Raw genomic sequence first — 22,845 nt, 5'->3', positions numbered from 1 at the left:
AGAATTGTAAATATTTAAAACGTTTACATCCATCATATTAAAATAACTAGTTTAAAAAAGCAACATATAAAATTTAGAAAAAGAATAAGTGTTCAAATTGTTTAAAAATGCAACAGTAAGTAGAAAAAAAAACAAACCTAAAATTATTCTTTAAGTTTGCGCCATAAAGTAGCCCGGTTTATTCCCAGTCGTTCTGCTGCTTTTGACTGGTTATTATTCTCTTCCATAAGGACATGTTTTATTATCTCTTTCTCTATTTCCCTTAAAGTACCATTTAACGAAATGGTGCCGGCGATATCCTTTGTTGAATCTGTTACTACACTTTGGATCGTGTCTGAATGAATGACAAAATCCTTTTCAATCAGAGCAATTTGCTTAACGATTTGTTTTAAGTCATCAATATTGGCGTTGCGAGTATAATCTTTCAGCAGCTGTAAGGCATCATTGCTGATTTTAACAGGTGCAGTGCCAAGACGCTGATGGAAATCGGCGAGGAAATATTGGACCAAAGGCTGAATATCCTCTTCCCGCTCAGCCAGACTTGGCATAATAAGCTTGTTTATGCGCAGCTTTTGAAAAAAGAGGCTTGCTGAAGAATCAGTTGTAATAATAAAAAGGTGAATGTTCTGCTTAAGACAAGCTTGGACGAGCTGTGCCACTTTTTTATGATCCTGAATAGGGTCTATATTTTTTATTTTAATGGTTCGAACATTGGTCAGCGCATCCTTATCGATATTGTCAAGCTGACATTGCTGACAATCAATCGTAATCAGCATACCGTCCTTCGTATATGCTTGATGAATGTAGCTCGTTATGAAATCTTTGCCCGTTCCTGGATCTCCCTGTAATAGAATGGGCTCATTTCTTTCGTACAGCACCTTTATCCGATCAAGGAGGAAACGGATAGGGGCGGAGATCGCCGCAATAGGTTCATTCAATGTATCGGCGTGCAGAGTTATTCCGTCTTGCTTTAAAATATTATATTTATTTTTTTGCAGCATATAAATTTTGTATAGCTGGCCATTAATGGATTGATAGTAACCGGCGATGTCTATCAGGCAATCATTCCACACGAAATTTCTCGTTATTTTATTTTGTTGAAGGTCAAGATCGGCATGCAAGAGCGAAAGCTGTTCTTCCGTTATAGGGCTGGAGAAAAAGTCTGTTAAATGCTCATAGATCAATTCATTGTTAGCGTCATAAATAAGTAAGTTGCGATTTTGCTGTAACGTAAACTGCTCCAGAATATAATTTATTTTATTGCTATTGTATAGATATCCATAGATCAGTTTTGCATCTTCCAGCGACCTGATGATCGTCTCTTTGCCGGATTGAATTAAAAAACCTTTAAGACCGTAGGCATTAGCCGTTTCAAGAGTAATAACATCGCCGGCGATTTGCTTGAAATTCAAATTTTTGAGCTCCAGCAATAAAGGAGCTACTTCATCCGAGCTATTGATGGTGAATACCTCCAGCGGCAATTCCAGCAAATCAATGATGGCTTGCGCACCCGAAGTAATGCTTGGAAATCCGACGATGGCGGTTTTATCCTCGAAATGACTGGCTAATGAGAGGGAGCGAATCATATCATAACCGGATAATTGCATATCAATAACGGGAATAGAAACGGCTTTTTTAATTAATTTTGCGGTACCGCCTCTGCTTATAATAATATCTGTCCCTTTTTTCTCTTCAGAAAGGGCAATTTCCGCACCTTTTGCCAAGTCGCCAACCGAATAAGCAATATCCAGCTCCGGAAATAAAGGTATGCATTCTTTAATAATGTATAGCATCGATTCATAAGGTGCGATAATATGTACTTTTATTTTCATGAAATCACCACTTTCTTATCCCGCTTTGCTGCACAATTTTTTTCAGTAGTTTTTCTTATTATAGCGCAACTGTAACGGATTCAACCAGTTGAAACGATTTCGAATAGACTGGCAAGCTCTATCCTGCTCCATAATTCAAGCCTGCTGCGAGAGGTGGATTTTAGCAAATTTTCAAGTCCAATAAAACAAACTAATTTTTTTGCAGATTTTGGTGATAATAATTCTCATTATTGGCTACACTATTTCTGAACAAAAAAACGGACAGCGATCAGGGCTGTCCGTCGTTCATGAAGCTAAACATCATTAAACCTTTGGTTCGAAGGTTTTGCAGTCGGTTTCTTCGGAATTGGATGCTTTCTTACCACGGTTGAAGACGACATAAATGGAAGAAGCTCTGCAATTGTTTCCTGTCGCCCAGTACTTGCAGGTGTTGACCTCACATAAAACGTCTTTTGCCAATGGACTCACCTCCTTTCCTTATCTAGGATGGACGGATGGAGTCCTTTTTTATACCTTGCCGAAAAACGATCTCTCTATATAGCAGTCCCTTCTGAAAAATAGTGGAAATAGCTCGATTAAAACTTGCAACTATCATATAATAGTAATAGCGTATTTTAATCTATATCTAATAGTGATACACTAATATTAAGTTATTATTGATCCAGAAAGATGTGTGACAAAGTCGCGCCCTGCTTCGCTGTGGCGCTTAAACATAGTGCCTGCATCCTTTCTGCAAATCGTAGGGTATAAGGACGGTAAAAATGAGCGACAGACAAACCAAAACAGATGTTATTTTAATTGGCGCCGGGATTATGAGTGCAACTTTAGGGGCACTGCTGAAGGAATTAGTACCGAGCTGGGAAATTAAGGTGTTTGAAAAGTTAGCAAGCGCAGGTGAGGAAAGCTCTAACGAATGGAACAATGCGGGAACAGGGCATGCTGCACTTTGTGAGCTTAACTATACCTCCGAAAAACCAGATGGATCGGTAGATATTAGCAAGGCAATCTCTATTAATGAACAGTTCCAAATTTCAAGACAGTTTTGGTCCTACCTTGTAAGCAGCAATTTGATCCGCAATCCTCAAGATTTCATTATGCCTTTGCCGCATATGAGTATGGTGCAAGGCGAGAAGAATGTTAAGTTTCTAAAGAAACGCCATGAAGCCATGTCCAACCATCCTTTGTTCCAGGGGATGGAATTTTCTGATGATCCGAATAAGCTGAAGGAATGGATCCCGCTAATTATGAATGGACGGACATCCAATGAACCGATCGCAGCAACGAAGATCGACTCTGGTACAGACGTCAATTTTGGCGCATTAACTCGCATACTGTTCGATTACTTGAAGAAGAAAAATGTGCAATTGAATTACAAGCATAGTGTAGATAATATCAAGCGTACTAGCGATGGCTTGTGGGATTTAAAGGTGCGTAACCTGGAAAGCGGTACGGTAGAACGTCATGCTGCGAAATTCGTCTTTATTGGCGGAGGCGGAGGCAGCTTGCATTTGCTGCAAAAATCCGGTATCCCAGAGGGCAAAAGTATTGGCGGTTTCCCGGTAAGCGGTCTGTTTATGGCATGTAAAAACCAGGAAGTTGTAGAGCAGCATCATGCGAAAGTATACGGAAAAGCTCCTGTTGGCGCTCCTCCAATGTCTGTTCCGCATCTGGATACAAGATATATCGATAACAAAAAGTCGTTGCTTTTCGGACCTTTTGCAGGATTCACTCCTAAGTTTTTGAAGAATGGTTCCATGCTCGATTTAATTACATCCGTAAAACCTGATAATCTCGTTACGATGCTAGCAGCAGGTGCCAAAAATATTCCATTGACTAAGTATTTGATCCAGCAGGTGATGCTGTCGAAAGAAAAGCGTATGGAAGATTTAAGAGGGTTTGTTCCTACAGCTAAAAGTGAAGATTGGGAACTGGTAGTTGCAGGTCAGCGTGTACAGGTTATCAAAGACACTGAAGCTGGCGGGAAAGGTACGCTGCAATTCGGTACAGAAGTCATAAGCGCTGCTGACGGTTCAATTGCGGCTTTACTTGGCGCTTCACCGGGTGCTTCTACAGCCGTTCACGTCATGCTGGAAGTAATCAAGAAATGCTTCCCGCAGCAATTGAAGGAATGGGAGCCGAAAATTAAAGAAATGATTCCTTCTTATGGCGTATCGCTGGCTAAAAATCCTGAGCTGATCCGCGAAATTCATGCTTCAACCTCTAAAACGCTTCGCTTGGCCGGAGAACTGCAAGCAGCCTCAAAGTAATCTAGTAAAAATAAATAGCCTTTGTCCTCAAATGGAGGATGAAGGCTTTTTTGTTGTACACACGATGCAGGTTTATCTATTTTCTATATTTATATTTTTTCCAGCACTAAAAAACGCAGTGACAGCAAGCAATTTGAATCTATTATCATTAACCGTGTGAAAAAAGAAGAGCAAGGAAAAAGTAAGATTTACTTTGGTGAAGCGCTTACATAAGATTGATTTTGCAGTGTAAATCACGTTGAAGGGAGAAAGAAACAGATGAACAGTCAACGATTAAAGAGGGGGTTGCGAAGGTTTTTATGTGCAGGGCTTTGTATAGTCATTGTGTTTTCAATGTTTGGCTATACTTCACCAGTGCGTGTAAGTGCTGCGCCTTTGAGCTTAACCAATCCAGGATTTGAAGACGGAATGGAGGGATGGACACTTGTAGTAGGATCACAAGATCAGGTCACGATTGACAGCACTATTGTGTCAGAGGGCTTAAAAAGTTTGAAAATAGCGGATACCAGCAAATCTGCCTCTTATATGGTGGAAAGTAATAAAATTGCGGTTAACGAGGGGTACAAATATACGGCAGCCGCAAAGTTTTATCAGAAAGGAAGAACGGCTGGTTACGCCAATATAAGTCTTGTATTTTATAATGCGGATCATGCGCTAATCCCGATTTCTCCTGTAGCAGAAGCAACTGCAACTTATCTCAATAATGCCTGGACAGACTTATCTGTCAGTCGGAATGCTCCTGACGGAGCGGCCTATGTCAGTATCAGGCTTGCCACAACAACGAGTTATGTCAGTGAAGGTGCTTATTTTGATGCAGTCAGTTTGGATGAGGATTCCGATGACTATAACATTGCTGAAAGTGACAGCCAAGCCTTGTAAATCGGTTTCGCACAAGGAGATAATGCGGATACTGTAAGGAATGGAGTAGAACTTCCAACGGCTGGCATGGCTGGATCAACCATAGCCTGGGATTCAAGCCACCCTGAGATTATTACGGCGGATGGAACGGTATTACGCCCATCATCGCTTATCGGAGACCAGCAAGTGACTTTAACAGCGATCGTGCAATTCGGGTCCGCCTCCGTAACAAAGTTGTTTCCTCTGACGGTGTTAAGCTACCCAGTTGTCTTAACAAATGCCGGGTTTGAGACGGGAGATCGTACGGGATGGAGACAAATTGCAGGCAGTGCAGCTGATGCTGTAGTTGTTAACACTCAAAAACATACGGGAAGCTATAGCATTAAGTTTACAGACAACAGTCCAACAGGAGCCTTGGGAGTAGAAAGTGAACGGCTTGAGGCAGGAGAAGGGTTATATTATACGGCTTCCTCCAAAGCTTTTATTGAACAAGGCAATTTTACGATTTATTTGCGTTTTTATGCGGAAGATGACAGTGTGCTCTATCAAAATGCGATTTCTTCCAAAGTTCTAAACAGCTGGCATACGATGCAGATTTCCGATATTGCACCGGCAGGCGCCAAATTTGTATCCGTCGTGCTGAGTTCGAATACGAGCAATGTCGGAATAAGTTATTTCGATGATATTGAACTTTCCTGTTATAAGGATACAGAAATACTGGAACTCGATAAGGAAGCGATTGAAATTGGATTTGCTGAAGGGGATTCGGCGGCATCTGTTACAGCGGATTTAACGTTACCAACAAGCGGCCGGTATTCAACCATTTCATGGTCATCGGATAATGAACAAGTTATTGCGGCGAGCGGTTCTGTCAGTCGACCTAGTATGGAAGAAGGCGATGCGGAGATTACGCTGACAGCTGCAGTTTCAGCCAACGGTCAAACGGTTACACGTACGTTTACTTTAATAGTCAGAGCAACAGGAATGACGACAACTCATGTTAATCTGCCGCTTGTAAACGCAGGTTTTGAGGACGGGTTGGCAGGTTGGACGATGATTGCAGGCACGCAATCAACTATCGATGCGGTATCGAATCGTGCATATGCCGGACAGAAAAGTTTGCTCATTGCTGATTCGGGCGCTGCACAGGCTTATACGTTGGAAGGTGTGAAGGAATTGGCTGCGCCCGATATAACCTATTCGGCCTCAGCGCAATTCTATCAATTGGGAAGAGGAAAGAGTTACGCTTATTTTTATCTGTACTTCTATGACAGTGGAAACAATCTGATTGAAACGAAATCGGCTACAGGCCCTTACAGCAACAGTACCGGAAACAATTGGACACCGGTGACCATAACAGCTACCGCTCCTGCTGGAACCCGTTTTGTAAGCTTGGGCGTCGGGACGACCACTATTTATACGGGACAGGTGTGGATAGACGATGTACAACTTGAGGCAAGCACACAAGCGGATAATACAGTAATAAGTGATAACGATGCAGTGGGCGCGGATGCAGGCTCTCTTTCTATTCGTTATATAGGCGGGGACTCGGCTGCAGGTGTATCCGGACCATTGGGGCTGCCGGTAGTGGGCGCCCATGACACTTTGATTGCGTGGAGTTCCAGCCATGAACATATTCTTTCGAGAACTGGCGTTATTAACCGTCCTGAAGCCGATACGGATGTTACCTTGACCGCACGTATCACACGAGGAGGGCGGTCGATGGAACGTGCTTTCTCGTTAAAAGTGATGAAGAAAGCGGTTGTGCAAGTATCCGTCGGAACCAGCTTGCAAAATTCCGGGTTTAGTGACGGAATAAACGGCTGGGAACAACTTACGGGTGATTCTGAACGGGTATCGGTGACGAACCAGGGCTATAATGGCCCAGGACTTGAAGTGAACTCACCAGGCACGGAGGCCATTGTTATTCAAAGCTCTGCTGTGCGTGCTGAGAAAAAGAAAGAGTATACAGCTAGTGCCAAAGCAAAAATAAATGCAGGAAAACTTTATCGAAAAAGATGATGTAGGCAATATTTATTTCTCTGATTTTACAGGTCTTGTAAGATACTCCTATATGGATAGCAACGCAATGCTGGATAGCGGGCTTGCTGCTGCCAAGCTTCATGCGGATGCAGAAGCGAATGTAATTGGCTATAGCGGCGGCGATCATGCCGGTCGAGTAACGCAAAATGTTGTTTTTGCGGCAAATGGTGTGAATGGGTCCATTATTAGTTGGGAGTCCGATCATCCCGAGTATATCAGCAATAGTGGAGTAGTCGTTAGACCTGCACCAAATGCCGGTAATGTCACTGTGGATATAAGAGCGACCTTTGAATTAAACGGCCTTGAGCAAAAGAAGCTGTTCCGCTTAACGGTGATCGCAGAAGAAGCGGGTAATGGAAATGGGAACAATGGCGGCAATAACGGAAATAATGGAAACAACGGGAATGAAGGAGGCTCAACCTCACCAGAAAATCCAGTCCAACAAGACAATGACCAGATTAAAGTAAGTTTTAAAGGAACGTATGTCGATATAAAGGCTGATGATTTAATAGAACTGCTGGAAGGGAAGAGCAAGATTTTAGTGGCTTCAAATTCAGAGGCTGCGTTCGAGTTTTCGTTGTCTGAGTCGCAAATAAAGGTGCTGGCTCCTTTCACTGATACGGAGTCGCTCAGTTGGTCCGCTCCTTATCTGGCTGCTGCCTTGCAAGATCAAATAGTACAAGGTAAACCGGGCAATCGGCTTGATCCGAAAGGAGTACTTACAAGAGCAGAGATGGTTGTTATGTTGAAACGCTTTTTAACCAAAGTCTCGTATGTATCAGAGTAAGAGCTTCAAGCCTGGCCAATCGAGCATCTGATGTTTTAGTATTTCTATTGTTATATTATTTCCACCCGCCCCAAACCCTTGATACATCAAGGTTTTGGGGATTATTTAGAAAGAGGAGCCGGGATATTGCTGCTCACGAATTCCTCTTATTTACGGAATTAAAGCGCTTACTTAATATATGAAATGTGTCACATAACAAATTTAAAAATGACAATCAAAATGGGAGGAAGCACTTCATGAAAAAGATTTCTTTTATTCTTGTTACAGCCATGATGATCTTATTGACCGCTTGTGGAGGAAATGATCCGAAACCGGCAGCAACAAACACAAATCAATCCGGGGGGAATGAAACCGTATCACCAACAACAGAGGTTGCAGCTGATTACGGTGATACAGGTGGATTGACGCTTCCACTAGTTGATAAACCGACAACGATTACATGGATGCTAGTGAGTGAAAATCCGGTACAAGACAAACTGATTGTAAAGGAGATTGAAAAGCGTACCGGGATTAAAGTAGAGTTTCAAACTTACTCCAAAGCCACATTTCAGGAAAAATTGCGCGTAACGCTTGGGTCAGGCAAATTGCCCGATGTTTTTCATGGCTTAACCCTGGCGGAAGTGAAAAAGCTTGGCAAGCAAAATGCAGTAGTTGCCCTTAATGATTATGCTGACCAGCTTCCTAATTTCTCCAAGCTATATCTTGAAGAAAACAGCTGGGTTATTCAATCGTATGGAGATGAGCACGGAAAACTGTATACTTGGCCTATATATAACATGAATCGTGATGTTAACCACGGTTTCTTATACCGCAAAGACATATTTGACAAGCATGGCATTCCGCTATGGACGAATACAGAGGAATTTTATCAAGCGTTAAAGGCTTTAAAGGAGCATTACCCGCAAAGCTATCCGTTAGCTTCCAAGACAGCAGCCAATTTGTTTAAAGATTATGCATATGGCTGGGGAATTGGCGGGGAGAGCTATCCCATGTATTATGACGAGGCTAATAAGGTTTGGAAGTTTGCTCCGATGCAGCAGCAAAACAAAGATATGCTTGATTTCTTAAAGAAATTGCTTAATGAAGGCTTGCTCGATCCGGAATTTTTGACTGATACATCAGACTCCTGGACATCGAAAATGACAACAGATAAAGCATTTGTCACTTTTGATTGGATCGGAAGGCTCGATTTGTTCTACAACCAAATCAGCAGTAAAAATCCTTCCTATGATTTGCGATACGGCAATCCGGTTGGTCCAACAGGAAATATTCGAACCTTGTTTCCAATTAACAACGAGCTGAATATTGCAGTTGCTAATAACGCTAACAAAGAAGTGGCTTTGAAGCTGCTTGATTATTTGTCCAGCCCATCTGGAGGAACTTTAATGTCAATGGGCATTGAAGGCGAGACTTTTACAATGGTTGATAATAAGCCTGTTTATCCAGAGTTGAAGGATGTACCACTGGTCGATATTAGTGTGCTTGACAACAAATATGGTTTATGGCTGGAAGGAGCCACACTGCGTCCTGACCGCAGAAGTGTCTACTACAATTTTACAGAGAAAGAACAAGAGGCACAGGATATGATGCTCTCTGCCAAATCCTTTGAGCCGCTTGATCCCATATTAAACTTTACAGATGAAGAAACAGCAGAAATATTGGAATTGCAGCAGGGCTTGCAAAAAGCAGCTGAAGAGTTCAATTCCAACTATGTGCTAAATCCAGCTTATGGCGAGAAAAATTGGGAGGATTGGCTGCAATACGCCGAGAAGCTCGGTTCTTCCAGCCTGGAAGCGACTTATAATCAAGCGCAACAGCGTTATGATGCAGCTGCGAAATAAATAAAAACGGGCATCAAGTAAAGGCGCCCGATTACGGGTGAATCGGGCGCTGCTTGGCAAAGGAGGAAGGTGCTGTGGCAAGATTGCGCAATGCATTTAAACATGCCGCACGGGATAAGCAGCTGCTGCTTATATTTTTACCCTGTCTGGCATTCTATATTATTTTCCGCTATGGCCCTTTATACGGACTGATTATTGCTTTTAAAGATTACAACGTTTTTGAAGGAATACTTAGAAGCGACTGGGTTGGGCTAAAGCATTTTATTAAGTTTTTTGAAAGCCGGGAGTTTCTGCAATTGTTTCGAAACACGTTACTGCTAGGCGTATCCACATTAGTATTCAGCTTTCCTTTTCCGATTTTGTTAGCTGTATTGCTGAATGAAGTGAGGGTGGAAAAATTTAAGAAAGCGGTGCAAACGGCAAGCTACCTGCCGACATTTTTGTCGGTTGTTATTATAAGCAGTATGATTATTGACTTTCTTTCGCCATCACAAGGCTTGGTAAATAAAATTATGATGCTGTTTGGCTTTGAGAGCAAATATTTTCTTGTTGATTCGAGCTGGTTCCGTCCAATCTATGTGCTGTCTGAAATATGGACGAATACAGGCTATGAGGCGATTATATATTTGGCTGCTATCGCGGGAGTGAACCCTACATTATATGAAGCTGCAAGGATAGACGGAGCAAATCGCTTTCATATGATGCGGCATATTACGATACCTGGCATTTTGCCAGCTATACTCATTATGTTTATATTAAAAACAGGTTCAATGATTCGCATCGGCTATGAAAAAGTGCTTTTGCTCTATAACTCTATGACCTATGATGTTGCAGATGTATTCTCCACCTTTGTATATAGAAAAGGCTTGCTGGAATCCAATTACAGCTATGGAGCTGCAGTCGGCATGTTCGAAGCAGTGATCGCAATGACGATGCTGTTGCTCGCACATTTTGTCAGCAAGAGAATAGGGGGCAGAGGATTGTGGTAGGACAACGCCAAATTAATGTTTTTACAGTGTTCAATACACTGTTGCTGCTTTGTGTAGGGATTGTTACGGTTTATCCGATTGTTTATATTACATCTATATCGATAAGCGATACAGCCAGTGTGATACAGGGAAATATATTTTTATGGCCGGAAGGAATTAATTTTGATGCATATCAGAAAGTTTTGATGGATAATAAAATTCCAAGGGCGTATTTAAACACTATATTCTATACTTCGCTTGGCACGTTTATTAATTTGGCCATGACATCAATTGCCGCGTACCCGCTTTCCAGGCCTGACTTTTTTGGACGAAAGTATTTTATGTTCGCAATTGTCATTACGATGTTCCTGCAGCCCGGTATTATACCGAACTATTTAATTGTTGAAAGATTAGGCTTGCTGGACTCTGTATGGGCGCTTGTTTTGCCGAACGCAATCTGGACATTCGAATTGCTTATTTTAAAAACGTTTTATGAGAATATGTCTGAGCAATTGCGGGAAGCGGCACTCATGGACGGTGCATCGGAGCTTCGTATATTATTTAATATTATGATTCCGTTGTCCAAGCCGGCTATTGCCTCCATCGGTCTGTTTTATTTTATCGGGCATTGGAACAGCTTCTTTCTGCCGATGATCTATTTGCATGACCAGACGCTGTACCCGCTGCAGGTCGTGCTGAGAGATATGCTTATTTTTAGAGACGGAAGCGATTCCAATCTGGTTGACGCTTCAGCGCTGGCGCCGCAAGCTATGAAGAATGCAACAATCGTACTATCTATGATCCCTGTGCTGCTGATTTATCCGTTTGCACAAAAATATTTTGCCAAGGGTGTCATGCTCGGCTCTGAGAAGGGATAATTCATATTTACGCTTAGGGGATACATTCATAATGAGAGGAAGCTGACTGTTGGTGAGACGATTGTTTACAAATCTAGGCATGCTGCAGGTGTTCATCTCGGGGCTGTTGGTTTTCGTCATTATGTTTGTATCCACCTTGTTTATTTATCGCAATTTAATATCCGGCATTTATGAAAAGGTGTCAGAAAATAACGGTCTAGTTGTGCAGTCAATCGTACAGTCATTGGACAATAGTTTTCGAACCATAAACAATATTATTTATACCATACATCGATTGCCGCCCTATGACAGCTTGGCGCTCACTGCAGATAACCATGTTCAGATGCTTAAAGTTCAAGAACTGGTGCAAAATTTGGAGACATTGATTTCTACTGTCGATTATATTGAAGAGGTTGTAGTTTTCTTCGATTCCTCCAATCTGGCAGTAACCTCCAAAGGAACCAGCAGCTTTGATTTGCTGTTTAACACAAAATATAATCATGCCTCCTATAATGCCGATTATTGGAGAGCATATGCTAAAGCGCAGCATCCGTTTAAGCTTTTCTCTGCAGAAGAGTACACGATCTATAGTGAAACTAATCGGCAAACGAGAACGGAAAACTTGATTATGGCTGTGGCTGGCAACAAAATGAGCGCCTCCAGCAAGCAAATTATTATTATGATCAATAGCGATGCTCTTATGAAGCATGTAAACCAGCAGCCGATGATACCGGGTGCGACTTTGACAATGCTTGATCAAGACCGGAATATAGTATACAGCACTGGCAAACAGCTGGATATTGTTGATATATTGAATGAAGCGACGCTTTCAGCTAATGCGGATACGTCTTTGACCAAAGAAAATTTTGAGTATAACTTCTATTATTCGGATTACAACGATTACACCTATATTGAGAAGGTTCCTTATCGATTTCAGAATCTGGGTACCGTCGAGAAAGCCAACTATATGATTATGCTGCTGGCATGTGTCAGTGCTATTGTGGTGGCTGTAAGCACAAGCTTGTACATGCATAGACCTGTCAGGAAAATTATCCGGCAGTTGGGCGGGGGGAACAGCAAGGGGGATGATTTTCGGAAAATTCATAGCGGTATTGTAAAGCTGCAATCAGAAAACGATACTTACCGCAAGCAAATTTCCAGCTATGATGCAGAACAGTTCAGGTATATATTTTTACGAGTGCTGCACGGACAACTACATCATGAAGAGCATGATTTTCAACTGCAGAAATATTATACTCGCTTCTTTAGTGAAAAGTATTTTGTCATGGTTAAATTTGAGCTTGATGTGTCTGACGAAGGAACTGTATCCGTCAAAACAGTTGAGGAGCTTGCGTCTGTATTGCAGGAAGGAATGAGCCAGCTGCAGTTGTCAGGTACGGTAATTTATGATCACACTGCTTATATTGCATTGATTGGAATGAAAGCGCCGGAGGATAAGGATGTATGGCTAAGGAGAGCACGCCAATCGCTTGCAGGTCTTGGCAAGCATGAATTAAATGGTTATAGCTGCAGGGGATGCGTCAGCAAAGTTTATATATCTGAGCTTGAGAATTGCCAGCATGCTTATGCAGAAGTTAATAATGCCAGCTTGCATCGTCAGGTGAATGAAGGCGATATTTTATTGGATGCCGAATCTGTTCGCCTGGTTTGGAACGCATACTTGCCTTTTGAGAGGCTCGAGAAGCTGTCGAATTACATTTTGACAGGAAAAGCGGATGAGGGCATTGCCATTATAAAGCAAACTATGCAAGAAAATATTGCGCGTAATGTCCATTACTATCAGCTTGAGCATATTGCAAAAACAATATTTTTCTATTTAATTAATATAGCTGGCGGACTTGGGAATGCTCCACAGCAACTGTATGAACTTGAGCATGAGTTCCTGCAGCAATTGGATAGTCGCTCGAACGGTGCTGCGATTGAGAATGCATTAGTAAAGGTAGCACAGCATTTATCGCGTTTAAGCAAAACAGAGCCTAAAAATAAGCTGAACCCGGTATATATTGCTCAGTATATCGAGCTGAACTATATGAAGGATTTATATTTGGATCATATTGCTGAAGTCATGGAGACCTCACCCAAATATTTCTCTTATTTTTTTAAGAAAAGCTTCGGTGTTAATTATGTCGAGTATTTAAATAAAGTAAGATTGACGCATGCCAGGGAGCTTTTGAAAGACACGAATGACTCCATTACAGAAATTGCAGAAAAAACCGGATATTCTACACTTTCATCATTTACAATTACGTTTAAAAAATATATGGGCATCTCCCCAACAGATTTTCGCAAGCAAATTGATCTGTAACACCACAAAGGGAGTGCATACTTTTCTGGGTATTTTGCAAAACTATGGTGTGGACGACATCATTCCATCGACAGGGAGGAACAATCACCTTGGCAAAACACTCAGATATAAGTTGGAAGCAGGATCATCCCAGCACCTTGTTAAGCAATTCTGTCCAAAAGGCAAACAATGCAGTGAAGCAAGCGATGTCACACCCGGCGGAGCAGGTGGTGGAGCAAGCTTACGATTCCATTTCCCATGCAGAAAACGCGCTGTATAATGCAGAGCAGCATCAAGAACATATGGACATTGTCGAGCAAAATAAAGAGCAGCTTGAGCGGTTGAAGCAGCAAATGCAAGAAATACAAGAAAGTCCAGATAATCGGTAAAAACATTATAACCTCCTTGCGTTTAACCAAACGTAAGGAGGTTATTTTAAATTATAGGAATGTATAAGTTTTTTTATAAACTTGTTCTTATCATTCATCGGTAAACGCGCCTTTCCAAAGGAAACAATACGAAATATTTGATCTACATTTAATCAACTATCAGTTAGAATGGATAAATAGGACATTCATTAAAAAGGAGGCTGTTGTAATGAAGCAGTGGACAAGCGAAATTGAAATACATAGTCCGATTGAGCATGTATGGTCGTATCTGGATGGTTCATTAGAGCAGATGCAAAAAATTATGCCTCAGGTAGTTGAAAATAAACCAATTAAAATTACGAAAGAAGGCGTTGGCAGCATTTACCGGCAAAAGTATCAGGAAGGCAAGCGCATCGAGGAGTACGATGTCCATACGCTGGATTATTCCAATCAACCGGATAATAAGAAAGTGAAAATTGGATTTACGTTGGCGAACAGCTTTGAGATTACGGCTTTATATGAGCTGCGTAAATTAGAGGACCAAAAGACATTGCTTCGGTATACAGCTGCCACTAAGCCCTTAAAGTGGTTTTTAAAGCTGCTTATGGTATTCGCAACGGAGAAGGTTGTCGTTTCTTTTTTGGAAAGGGTAAAAAAGGTTGCGGAATCCGAAACTAGCTCTTGATCATATAATGGGGGTATAAATGTCTATGCGATTCAACCCATTGTTTCATTTCGAAGATCATCTGATCATAGCTCGGAACCTGGAACGAAAAATCAGTCCGATTGTTTCGTAAGGTTTTATCCAGATTGACGGTGTCAGAAGGAAGGATATTTATGCTGTTTGCTTTAAAATGCTGATTAAAAAGCTGTAACAAATCGTATTTGCTTATGCTTGTATTGTTAACAAGATTATACAATCCCGTTAGTTGTTCCGCAGCGGCTCTTTCCATAGCCTTGGCCAAAGTTAGTGTAGTGACCCCAGTCCAAATAGCATGGGTATATCCATATATTGATTCTTTTTGCTTCATAAACCAGTTAAATAATCCGATTCCATCTTTTTTCATATCTGGACCGATAATAGAATTTCTGAATGTGAGCTGCTGGCCGTTATTTATTTCGCCTAAAGCTTTGGAACGGTCATAAAAGGTTTCGCCGTCATGCAGGCTGTTTTCGTTATAAGGTGCTGATTTCCCGGAGAAAACACAATCGGTGCTCATATGAAATAGTTTAGTTGGGGTGTTTTTTAATAGTTCAACGATTAGATGGGGGAAATAGCTATTCAGGTATACAGCGTTTGAGGGGTTTATGTCACATGCTTCGTTTAATACACCGATACAGTTGATAATAGCATCATAGCGGCCATTGGAGAAAATGGATGTCAGGAAAGTGCGATCCTGTAGGTCTCCATTAATATTGGCGCAAAAAGGGAATGATGCTCTTGAATAGGTCGTGACATCATGACCTCTTTCATGCAAATACAAGGAGATCGTGTGACCTGCCATACCTGTCGCTCCAAGAACTAAAAATTTCAACCGGCTCATCCTTTCCATTTCCGCAGTTCTTCTTGAATATAGGCAAGCTGGATCAGTTTTTTCTTTATTTCTTTGACGGAAAGAATTTTTGTATTATTAGAATTGTATTCATCCGTTAGCGTAATTTTGTGAGATCCGTTCTCCAGGTACTTTCCATAATTCAAATCACGATTGTCAGATGGAACCCTATAGAAATTGCCCATATCAATCGCTTTCGCAGCTTCTTCCTTCGTTAAAAGCACCTCGTACACTTTTTCGCCATGACGTGTTCCAATCACTTCAATTTTATTGCTTGCACCAAACAGTTCTTTTAATGCTTGAGCTAAATCGCCAATATAGGAAGAGGGAGATTTTTGAACCATAATATCTCCATTTTCTGCATGCTGAAAAGCATACAGTACTAATTCGACTGCTTCTTCCAGGCTCATAATAAAACGGGTCATACTCGGATCTGTGATCGTTAATGGTTTACCCGCTTTAATTTGCTCAATAAATAACGGTATGACGGAGCCGCGTGAGGCCATGACATTACCGTACCGTGTTCCACAAATAAGCGTTTTGTCAGGAGAAACGGTTCTAGATTTTGCAATAAAAGTTTTTTCCATCATAGCTTTGGAAATTCCCATGGCGTTGACGGGGTATGCGGCCTTGTCTGTAGAGAGGCAAATGACTTTTTTTACACCTGCCTGAATGGCGGCGGTTAATACGTTGTCTGTACCAAGCACATTCGTTTTTACAGCTTCTAAAGGGAAAAACTCGCAAGAGGGGACTTGTTTAAGAGCGGCGGCATGGAAAACATAATCGACCCCATACATTGCCGTATTTAAGCTGCTGATATCACGCACATCCCCGATGAAAAACTTGATTTTATTATTTTGGTATAAAATACGCATGTCGTCCTGCTTCTTCTCGTCCCTGGAAAATATTCTGATTTCCTTAATATCCGTATGCAAGAACCGCTCTAATACTACATTGCCGAATGATCCCGTACCGCCTGTAATGAGTAGTATTTTATCTTTAAACATAAAAATCTCGACACCTTTCCTTAGCGTGCGACATGAAAGCGTTGTGACAAAATAATGCCTTACTTTAGACCTCTTTGATACAAATCATATTCGGAATTTTCACGAGGGTAGTTATACCAATAGGCAAATATACCCGTATAATAACGAGATGGACTTTTATCCAGCAGGACTCTATTAAAATCGCAGTCTCCAGCCATATCATTTCTAATCGTGAACTTTGCATCGCCAATAAAGCTTCGCCGAATAATTTTAAATTGACCGCACCAGCCGTAACGATTGGATTCGTTGATTACGAATTGCAGACCCAATTTTGTAAGCATATTGTAGTAATAAATGTCATATCGGCCGTCAATCTTTGCCAGCACATCCCGAATAGTAGGCAAATACATATCATCGCTATCAATAATACCTACATAATCGCCGGTTGCCTCTTCGATACACCGGTTATAGGAGTAGCTTGCGCCCTTATTTTGTTCGTTTAACAAGATTTTTAATTGAGGGCAGGTTTTTTGATATTCTCGTAAAATATTTAAGGTTTGATCCGAAGAGCCGTCGTCACAAACGATAATTTCATAGGCATATTCTTTAGGAATGCTATCCAACATCGTTTTGAGCCATTGCTGACTATTATAGACGGGGCTTAAAAAGCTAAATTTCATAGAAATCCTCATTCCTTTATACGGCTAGTAACTAGGTTTCATCAATTCTGTCGAGTTACTATATGCGTAATAAGACGAGATGGTTCCTATAAATAGATTGGTAGGCGGACCAGAATGATGGACATAAAAAAGAACCATGCATTTAGCCATGGTTCTTTGTCTTGCTTTCTACTAATAAGCTGCCAATTTAAGTGCTCCAGTATTCACATCCTTGGGATAGCAGCCATTGCTTCATATCGGCAAACTCCTGTTGCGCAGCCTGCTCATACATGATGGCCACTTCTTGCTTGTAGGCGTAATTAAATCTAATATAGCCGCCCAGCCGTTGATAGAACAAACGGCAAGTATATTCATTTTCAACAATCAGATCAGGCGGAAAAGCCGCTCGGAACCATGCGGCCAGTTCCGGCAAATCAGGCAAACCCTGATTTGGCAGCAACCGCAAGAAGAGATGGCTTTGCGTATTGGAACAAGGCTCATAATAAACGGCTTCATCTTGTTCGCATCTATAAACCTGACGATAAATTTCGTCCAGCATGATAGCATATGTACGCTCGTCCTCTTGGGCCGGAGCCTGCAGCACATTATTCTGCTCAGTAGTTTACCACAATTGGCAGTTTGTGTACTGAGTCTTTTGTTTCACAGCGTGTTCTATAATCAATTGGACCTATGGGATTTTCTGGATTGTCACCTGGCATAGGCCCTTGGACTTGTTGTTTTTTACCAGTCCGTTTCCTATACTTTTTATAAGACATTGAGTGGGAGCGGGTAAAGATGATCAGTTTGAAAGATGTTGGGAAGTTCGAGGAGCTGCCTGAGATTGCGATGCATATTTCCAAAGGAAATATACCGGCATTGCAGGCTGCAATTGCAGACGGCTGGGATATGGAACAGAGCATCGTGCTTAGCAAGCATACTGCAATAAGCCCTTTGGACCTAGCGCTAATATCGCAGAAGCTGAGTGTAATAAAGCTGCTGATCGAGCATGGCGTTAATTTAAATGTCAAACATAATCCGGCCTTTTTGCGGGCGGTTCGTTATTGCAAGGAAGATATCGTTCGATACGTTGCAGCGCAGGGCGCCAGACTGGATCTGCTCAATCAAGTAGGGTCAGGCGCTTATTCCCAGGCCTACTATGGCCATAAAAACAATATTCCGCTTATTCATGAGCTCGGATTGGATATTAAGCAGTATGGCGGAGAAGTGCTGCGTCAAGCGGTATCCGATTATGATTTTAAGACGATTACTTATTTGCTCGATCAAGGAGTAGATATTAATTATAACAAGGCCGATATGGTTTATCCTTATCAGGCGACTCCGCTAACAGTGGCCGCGAGAATAGGCAATTTATCCATGGTAAAATTTCTAGTTGAACGCGGTGCGGACGTTACTTTAGCAGAAAAGGACGGGGAGCGGCCATATACGATTGCGGTCAGCAATAAAGATAAAGCGCTGGCTGATTTTTTGAAAGCATTGGAGCCGGCAGAGTTTCATCAACTCGAGAACAAGAAGCATGAGCTTAAAAAATATAAGTTAACGGATGAGCTGGTCTCTTTTCTGAACAGCGACAAGCTACGGCTTGAGCTGGCGAAAAATGAGTATGAACTCGGATATATCGATTTTTTTACATTCATGGATACGATAGAGATGAAGACAGGCAAGCAAAAGCTGCTGCGCATTTCAGCCAATATCGACAACTACCCCCATCTGCAGCTCGTATGGAATCCGAAGAAAAAAGGTCTCATAGGCTGTTACGATATGGAGCATGAGACGTATGCAGATTTATGCAGCTTTGAAGAGTTTCTCGAAAAGCCCGAACTTTACCTCATTCGGTTCATGGAGGGTGAATGGTAAGCAATAAGGAAGGGACACTTATTGGGTGTCCCTTTATTTATGGGGGCGGCCGAGAACGTATTAATTGTGAGTCATGCAGCACTGATGAAGATTAACAGCTCAACGCATGGGGATTTCCAACATTTATGTTATTATATATATACATATAGAAAGGTCGTCTATTGTAGCAGGACAGCAGGTGAATATTTTACTGGAGGGGTTTACAATGTATGACATAACAATGGACTTAACAGGCGATTGGATCAGAACGGTCAAGGAGATTGTTCAAAGCGCTGGTGAGTCACTTGAAGGAGAGCATTCGGAAAAAGAGCTGGCACTTCGATATTTTCAGCTGACCATGTCTGCCGAGGAAGCGGAAGCAGCGGCAAACGCAGCACTGCTGCGACTGCAGGAACTGGAAATCATTATTCGCAACAATTTGGAAGCGACGATTTTACCAGACATACGCAAGCGGACCAGCTATGAAGGCAATGCGTTTCACTTTTGCTGGGTTTACAATCAGGGAGAACATATTGTCGAATTGAAGTCAGAGTATAGAATACCGTTAAATGTAGAATAGATGGATTCATTTTGTGCAGCCATTGGCGAGCAACAAAAAAGGACAATGAATCGGATAGTCTCAGTCATACTGGTTAGCAGAATATAATGTGCGAGGGAGATGAAATTTAGTGAAAATTACTTTTTTGGGACATGCCGGCTTATTGGTAGAAGGGGCAGGCAAACGAATCGTGATTGACCCTTTTCTGAGCGGCAATCCAGTAGCTGTAATGAAGCCCGAGGAGCTGAAGGTTGATGCTGTCGTTCTAACCCATGGGCATAGTGATCATTCCGGCGATGCAGCAGCGGTTGCGCTCGCTAACCAATGCCCAATCGTGGCGGTAGTAGAACTAGCGGGGTTTTTAAGCGCAACTGGAGCTGATACGGTTGGGATGAACACAGGAGGCACCTATCGTATCGAAGACGGCATATCCGTAAAATTTACGCAGGCATTTCATAGCTCTTCTTTCGAAGTGGATGGGGTGGCATACTACGCGGGTCAGCCGCAAGGGGTAATACTTACTATGGGTGACCGTGCTTTATATCATATGGGTGATACGGCGCTATTTTCCGACATTCAATTAATTGGCCAGATGAACAAAATTGATATTGCCGCGGTGCCAATAGGAGACCATTTTACAATGGGACCTAAGGAAGCATTGCTTGCTGCGAAATGGACGGGCGCCAAGCATATTATTCCTATTCACTTTAACACATTCCCGCCGATCCGCCAGGATGGCGAGCAGTTTATTAAGCAGCTGGAGGCACAGCAACAGCAAGGGCACGAATTAAAGCCGGGCGAATTCGTTGAAATTTAGATATTTCCTTAAGCCCAATTACCTGAGACAAAATTAGATTAAAGGTCAATAATGGAAACCGACAATGGGGTAATATTGCACTCAACGAATTGCGGGTTTGGACGAATTAAATAAAATGCTTGCAAAAAGAGGTCGAATTCAAAACTCGGCCTCTTTGCACTTTTTCGATTGGTGGACACTCGTTCCGTTTTCGAAGTTTCATGGACATACGGAGACTGTCGATTAATTGTAGATAGAGCAACAAGCAATTGAAAGGGGTCCACTACGATCAAGATTGGGATTCCGACCGCTGTTGTAGTCCAATTTTTTTGATAAATAACCCCTGTAAAGGATAAAATCGGCCTACAAAGGCGGACGCTGCCGCTTCTCCATTCCCATTCTTGCTCTCCGTTCTCCCTTTCAAAGTATCTATCGCCTTAAATCTCCAGCCGCTCCAATCCATTCATATACTTCTGCAAAGCTTTTGGTAACCGTATTGACCCATCCTCCTCCTGATGATTTTCTAATAGCGGGATTAAAATGCGCGGTGAAGCGATTGCTGTATTATTAAGAGTATGGCAAAGCTGTGTTTTGCCATCTGCATCCCGGTATTTAATGTTCGAACGGCGAGCCTGAAAATCCAGCAAAATAGACGACGAATGAGTTTCCCCATACGCTTGCCGGCTAGGCATCCACGTTTCAATGTCCCATTGCTTATAATTTTTCTGTGATAAGTCGCCGGTGCAAACTGCCATTATACGGTATGGAAGCTCAAGCAGCTCAAGGATTTCTTCTGCATTACTCGTTATATGATGAAACATTTGCTCCGACACATCCACACTGTTCTCGCAAATAATGACTTGCTCGACCTTAGAAAACTGATGCACACGGTATAAGCCATGAACGTCTTTCCCTGCCGAGCCTACTTCGTTGCGGAAGCAAGGGGATACCGCCGCTAGCTTAACAGGCTCCGATACATCTACGATTTCATTATCATAATACGACACCAGCGGAACCTCTGATGTGCCGACAAGCCACTTGTCCTCGTCTTCGATTTTATAGGCTTGCTCTTGGCCGAGCGGAAAATAGCCTGTATTATACAGTGCCTCCGTACGTACCATTAAAGGAACCTCAAGAAGTGTAAAGCCTTTGTCTGCTAGCCAATCTAGAGCAAGCTGCTGTACAGCCCGATGCAGGGCAACGCCCTTGCCCGTAAGATAATAATTACGGCTGCCTGCCGTTTTTACCCCGCGCGGGATATCGATCATGCGATGCAGCTCTCCCAGTGTAACATGGTCCTTAGGTTCAAAGGCGAAGCTTGTCGGCATGCCTTGCCGTTTGATCTCGACATTATCTTTGTCAGATAAACCTTGCGGTGTATCTGGCGAGATAATATTAGGGACGTATAGCAGCAGCTGTTGGCATTGCTGCTCCACCTGCCTGTGCTCCTCTTCCAAGCTGCCCAGTTTTTGATTGATTTCCTTTACAAGCTGCTTGTGCTGCTCGGCTTGCTCGATGCTTTTGTTTTGAATGAAGGCCCGAATAGCTTCGCTTTTCTGATTTCGCTCCTGTCGAAGCTGCTCGATTTTTTGCAGCAGACGCAATCTTAGATCGTCCTGGTCGACCAAATGTGCGATAGATATCGCGATTCCTTTCTGATCTGCTGCTGTTTGAACGATGTCTTGATGCTGTCTAATCCATTTGATGTCTAACATGGCAACGCACTCCTTTTTAATAAAATGCAAAAAAGCGCTCTTCATCCCACATTGGGACGAAGAGCGCTATATTCTCGCGGTGCCACCCAAATTGATTAGACATTGTCAGATGTCCAATCCACTTAGTTCCGCGGTAACGGGCGGGCCCGGTTAACTTAGGGAGCAGCTGCCGCTCTCCTTGACGAAAACGCCTCCGAGTTGGATTCTCTTCACAGGCATGATGTCGATATTTTTTCTATTATAGCTGATTATGTGACTTTTATTCAAGTTATGCTTAGAATGCTGGGAATAGCACTGCGTGCAAGTTAAGGTAGAAGGCCGCTGTTGTACGTGGACACTGACGCTTCTCCAGTCTCAACCTTGCTCCCTGTCACCATTCCTTGCTTGCGAAGACATGGACACACGTTCCGTTATTTGCCTTAAAACCGCCATTTTTTTAATTTCGCGGTCACACGTTCCGCTACTCGGCCTCGAATGGGGCTTTTTCTGCGATTTATGGATCAATACCGGAACGTCTGTCACTTTGCTGCTTCAAAACTACGATTTTGGGCGTAATAACGGAACGACTGACCAGCTGGAGTGCTGTCGATTCATTGT

Annotated in this window: 20 protein-coding genes; 13 read left to right on the top strand and 7 right to left on the bottom strand. The window is 42.4% G+C overall.

Translation table 11 applies throughout. From position 1 onward, the window contains the following. Positions 1-143: 143 nt before the first annotated feature. The gene (locus V1L65_RS02440; RefSeq protein ID WP_331697477.1) at positions 144-1,832 is read right to left on the bottom strand and encodes a PrpR N-terminal domain-containing protein; all 1,689 of its coding nucleotides are present in this window, start codon (positions 1,830-1,832) and stop codon (positions 144-146) included. Positions 1,833-2,135: 303 nt separating this feature from the next. Further along, complete coding sequence (locus tag V1L65_RS02435) at positions 2,136-2,291, bottom strand: DUF1540 domain-containing protein (protein ID WP_331697476.1); 156 nt, start codon at positions 2,289-2,291, stop codon at positions 2,136-2,138. A gap of 302 nt (positions 2,292-2,593) precedes the next feature. Here V1L65_RS02435 and V1L65_RS02430 point away from each other — a divergent pair, with 302 nt between their 5' ends. The 10 genes from V1L65_RS02430 (at position 2,594) to V1L65_RS02385 (ending at position 14,811) form a co-directional block, all read left to right on the top strand. Then, entirely contained in the window at positions 2,594-4,099 is a 1,506-nt protein-coding gene (locus V1L65_RS02430; protein WP_331697475.1) for a malate:quinone oxidoreductase, read from the top strand. A 258-nt stretch (positions 4,100-4,357) separates the two neighbouring features. Continuing rightward, entirely contained in the window at positions 4,358-4,978 is a 621-nt protein-coding gene (locus V1L65_RS02425) for a carbohydrate binding domain-containing protein (protein ID WP_331697474.1), read from the top strand. Further along, positions 4,979-6,979, top strand: a complete 2,001-nt coding sequence (locus tag V1L65_RS02420) for an immunoglobulin-like domain-containing protein (RefSeq protein WP_331697585.1) — start codon at positions 4,979-4,981, stop codon at positions 6,977-6,979. After that, complete coding sequence (locus tag V1L65_RS02415; protein ID WP_331697473.1) at positions 6,951-7,787, top strand: S-layer homology domain-containing protein; 837 nt, start codon at positions 6,951-6,953, stop codon at positions 7,785-7,787. The genes V1L65_RS02420 and V1L65_RS02415 overlap by 29 nt, the downstream gene beginning before the upstream one ends. Positions 7,788-8,023: 236 nt before the next feature. Then, a complete protein-coding gene (locus V1L65_RS02410; protein WP_331697472.1) occupies positions 8,024-9,628 on the top strand; it encodes an extracellular solute-binding protein in 1,605 nt (534 codons plus the stop codon). 74 nt (positions 9,629-9,702) lie between these two features. Then, positions 9,703-10,617 carry an ABC transporter permease gene (locus V1L65_RS02405; protein ID WP_331697471.1) on the top strand — a complete coding sequence of 305 codons (915 nt, stop codon included), beginning with the start codon at positions 9,703-9,705 and terminating at the stop codon, positions 10,615-10,617. After that, the gene (locus V1L65_RS02400) at positions 10,611-11,474 is read left to right on the top strand and encodes a carbohydrate ABC transporter permease (RefSeq protein ID WP_331697470.1); all 864 of its coding nucleotides are present in this window, start codon (positions 10,611-10,613) and stop codon (positions 11,472-11,474) included. The genes V1L65_RS02405 and V1L65_RS02400 overlap by 7 nt, the downstream gene beginning before the upstream one ends. A 52-nt stretch (positions 11,475-11,526) precedes the next feature. Then, positions 11,527-13,779, top strand: coding sequence for a helix-turn-helix domain-containing protein (locus V1L65_RS02395; RefSeq protein WP_331697469.1), 2,253 nt, complete (start codon positions 11,527-11,529; stop codon positions 13,777-13,779). Positions 13,780-13,868: 89 nt separating this feature from the next. Continuing rightward, positions 13,869-14,147: a hypothetical protein gene (locus V1L65_RS02390; protein WP_331697468.1), complete on the top strand. Its 279-nt coding sequence runs from the start codon at positions 13,869-13,871 to the stop codon at positions 14,145-14,147. Positions 14,148-14,355: 208 nt separating this feature from the next. Further along, positions 14,356-14,811: an SRPBCC family protein gene (locus V1L65_RS02385; RefSeq protein WP_331697467.1), complete on the top strand. Its 456-nt coding sequence runs from the start codon at positions 14,356-14,358 to the stop codon at positions 14,809-14,811. On the opposite strand, the gene V1L65_RS02380 is transcribed toward V1L65_RS02385, so the two are convergent. From V1L65_RS02380 to V1L65_RS02365, 4 genes are all read right to left on the bottom strand, one after another. Then, entirely contained in the window at positions 14,801-15,661 is an 861-nt protein-coding gene (locus V1L65_RS02380) for an SDR family oxidoreductase (protein WP_331697466.1), read from the bottom strand. The two genes, V1L65_RS02385 and V1L65_RS02380, sit on opposite strands and share 11 nt — an antisense overlap. Before the next feature lie 5 nt (positions 15,662-15,666). Continuing rightward, positions 15,667-16,686, bottom strand: coding sequence for a polysaccharide biosynthesis protein (locus V1L65_RS02375; RefSeq protein WP_331697465.1), 1,020 nt, complete (start codon positions 16,684-16,686; stop codon positions 15,667-15,669). 59 nt (positions 16,687-16,745) lie between these two features. Continuing rightward, positions 16,746-17,345, bottom strand: a complete 600-nt coding sequence (locus V1L65_RS02370) for a glycosyltransferase family 2 protein (protein WP_331697464.1) — start codon at positions 17,343-17,345, stop codon at positions 16,746-16,748. Between the two features lie 187 nt (positions 17,346-17,532). After that, entirely contained in the window at positions 17,533-17,928 is a 396-nt protein-coding gene (locus tag V1L65_RS02365; RefSeq protein ID WP_331697463.1) for a hypothetical protein, read from the bottom strand. A gap of 191 nt (positions 17,929-18,119) precedes the next feature. On the opposite strand from V1L65_RS02365, the gene V1L65_RS02360 reads away from it, so the two are divergent. From V1L65_RS02360 to V1L65_RS02350, 3 genes are all read left to right on the top strand, one after another. After that, positions 18,120-19,199, top strand: coding sequence for an ankyrin repeat domain-containing protein (locus tag V1L65_RS02360; protein WP_331697462.1), 1,080 nt, complete (start codon positions 18,120-18,122; stop codon positions 19,197-19,199). A 205-nt stretch (positions 19,200-19,404) separates the two neighbouring features. Further along, entirely contained in the window at positions 19,405-19,758 is a 354-nt protein-coding gene (locus V1L65_RS02355; RefSeq protein WP_331697461.1) for a hypothetical protein, read from the top strand. Between the two features lie 109 nt (positions 19,759-19,867). Beyond that, positions 19,868-20,554, top strand: coding sequence for a metal-dependent hydrolase (locus tag V1L65_RS02350; protein ID WP_331697460.1), 687 nt, complete (start codon positions 19,868-19,870; stop codon positions 20,552-20,554). Positions 20,555-20,970: 416 nt separating this feature from the next. Here V1L65_RS02350 and serS read toward each other — a convergent pair whose 3' ends face one another. Continuing rightward, positions 20,971-22,248, bottom strand: a complete 1,278-nt coding sequence (serS, locus tag V1L65_RS02345; protein WP_331697459.1) for a serine--tRNA ligase — start codon at positions 22,246-22,248, stop codon at positions 20,971-20,973. Positions 22,249-22,845 lie beyond the last annotated feature (597 nt).

Origin of the sequence: Paenibacillus sp. IITD108 (assembly GCF_036541265.1) — a bacterium.
Classification (GTDB): domain Bacteria; phylum Bacillota; class Bacilli; order Paenibacillales; family Paenibacillaceae; genus Pristimantibacillus.
This window is presented reverse-complemented; position numbering and strand designations above follow the sequence as displayed.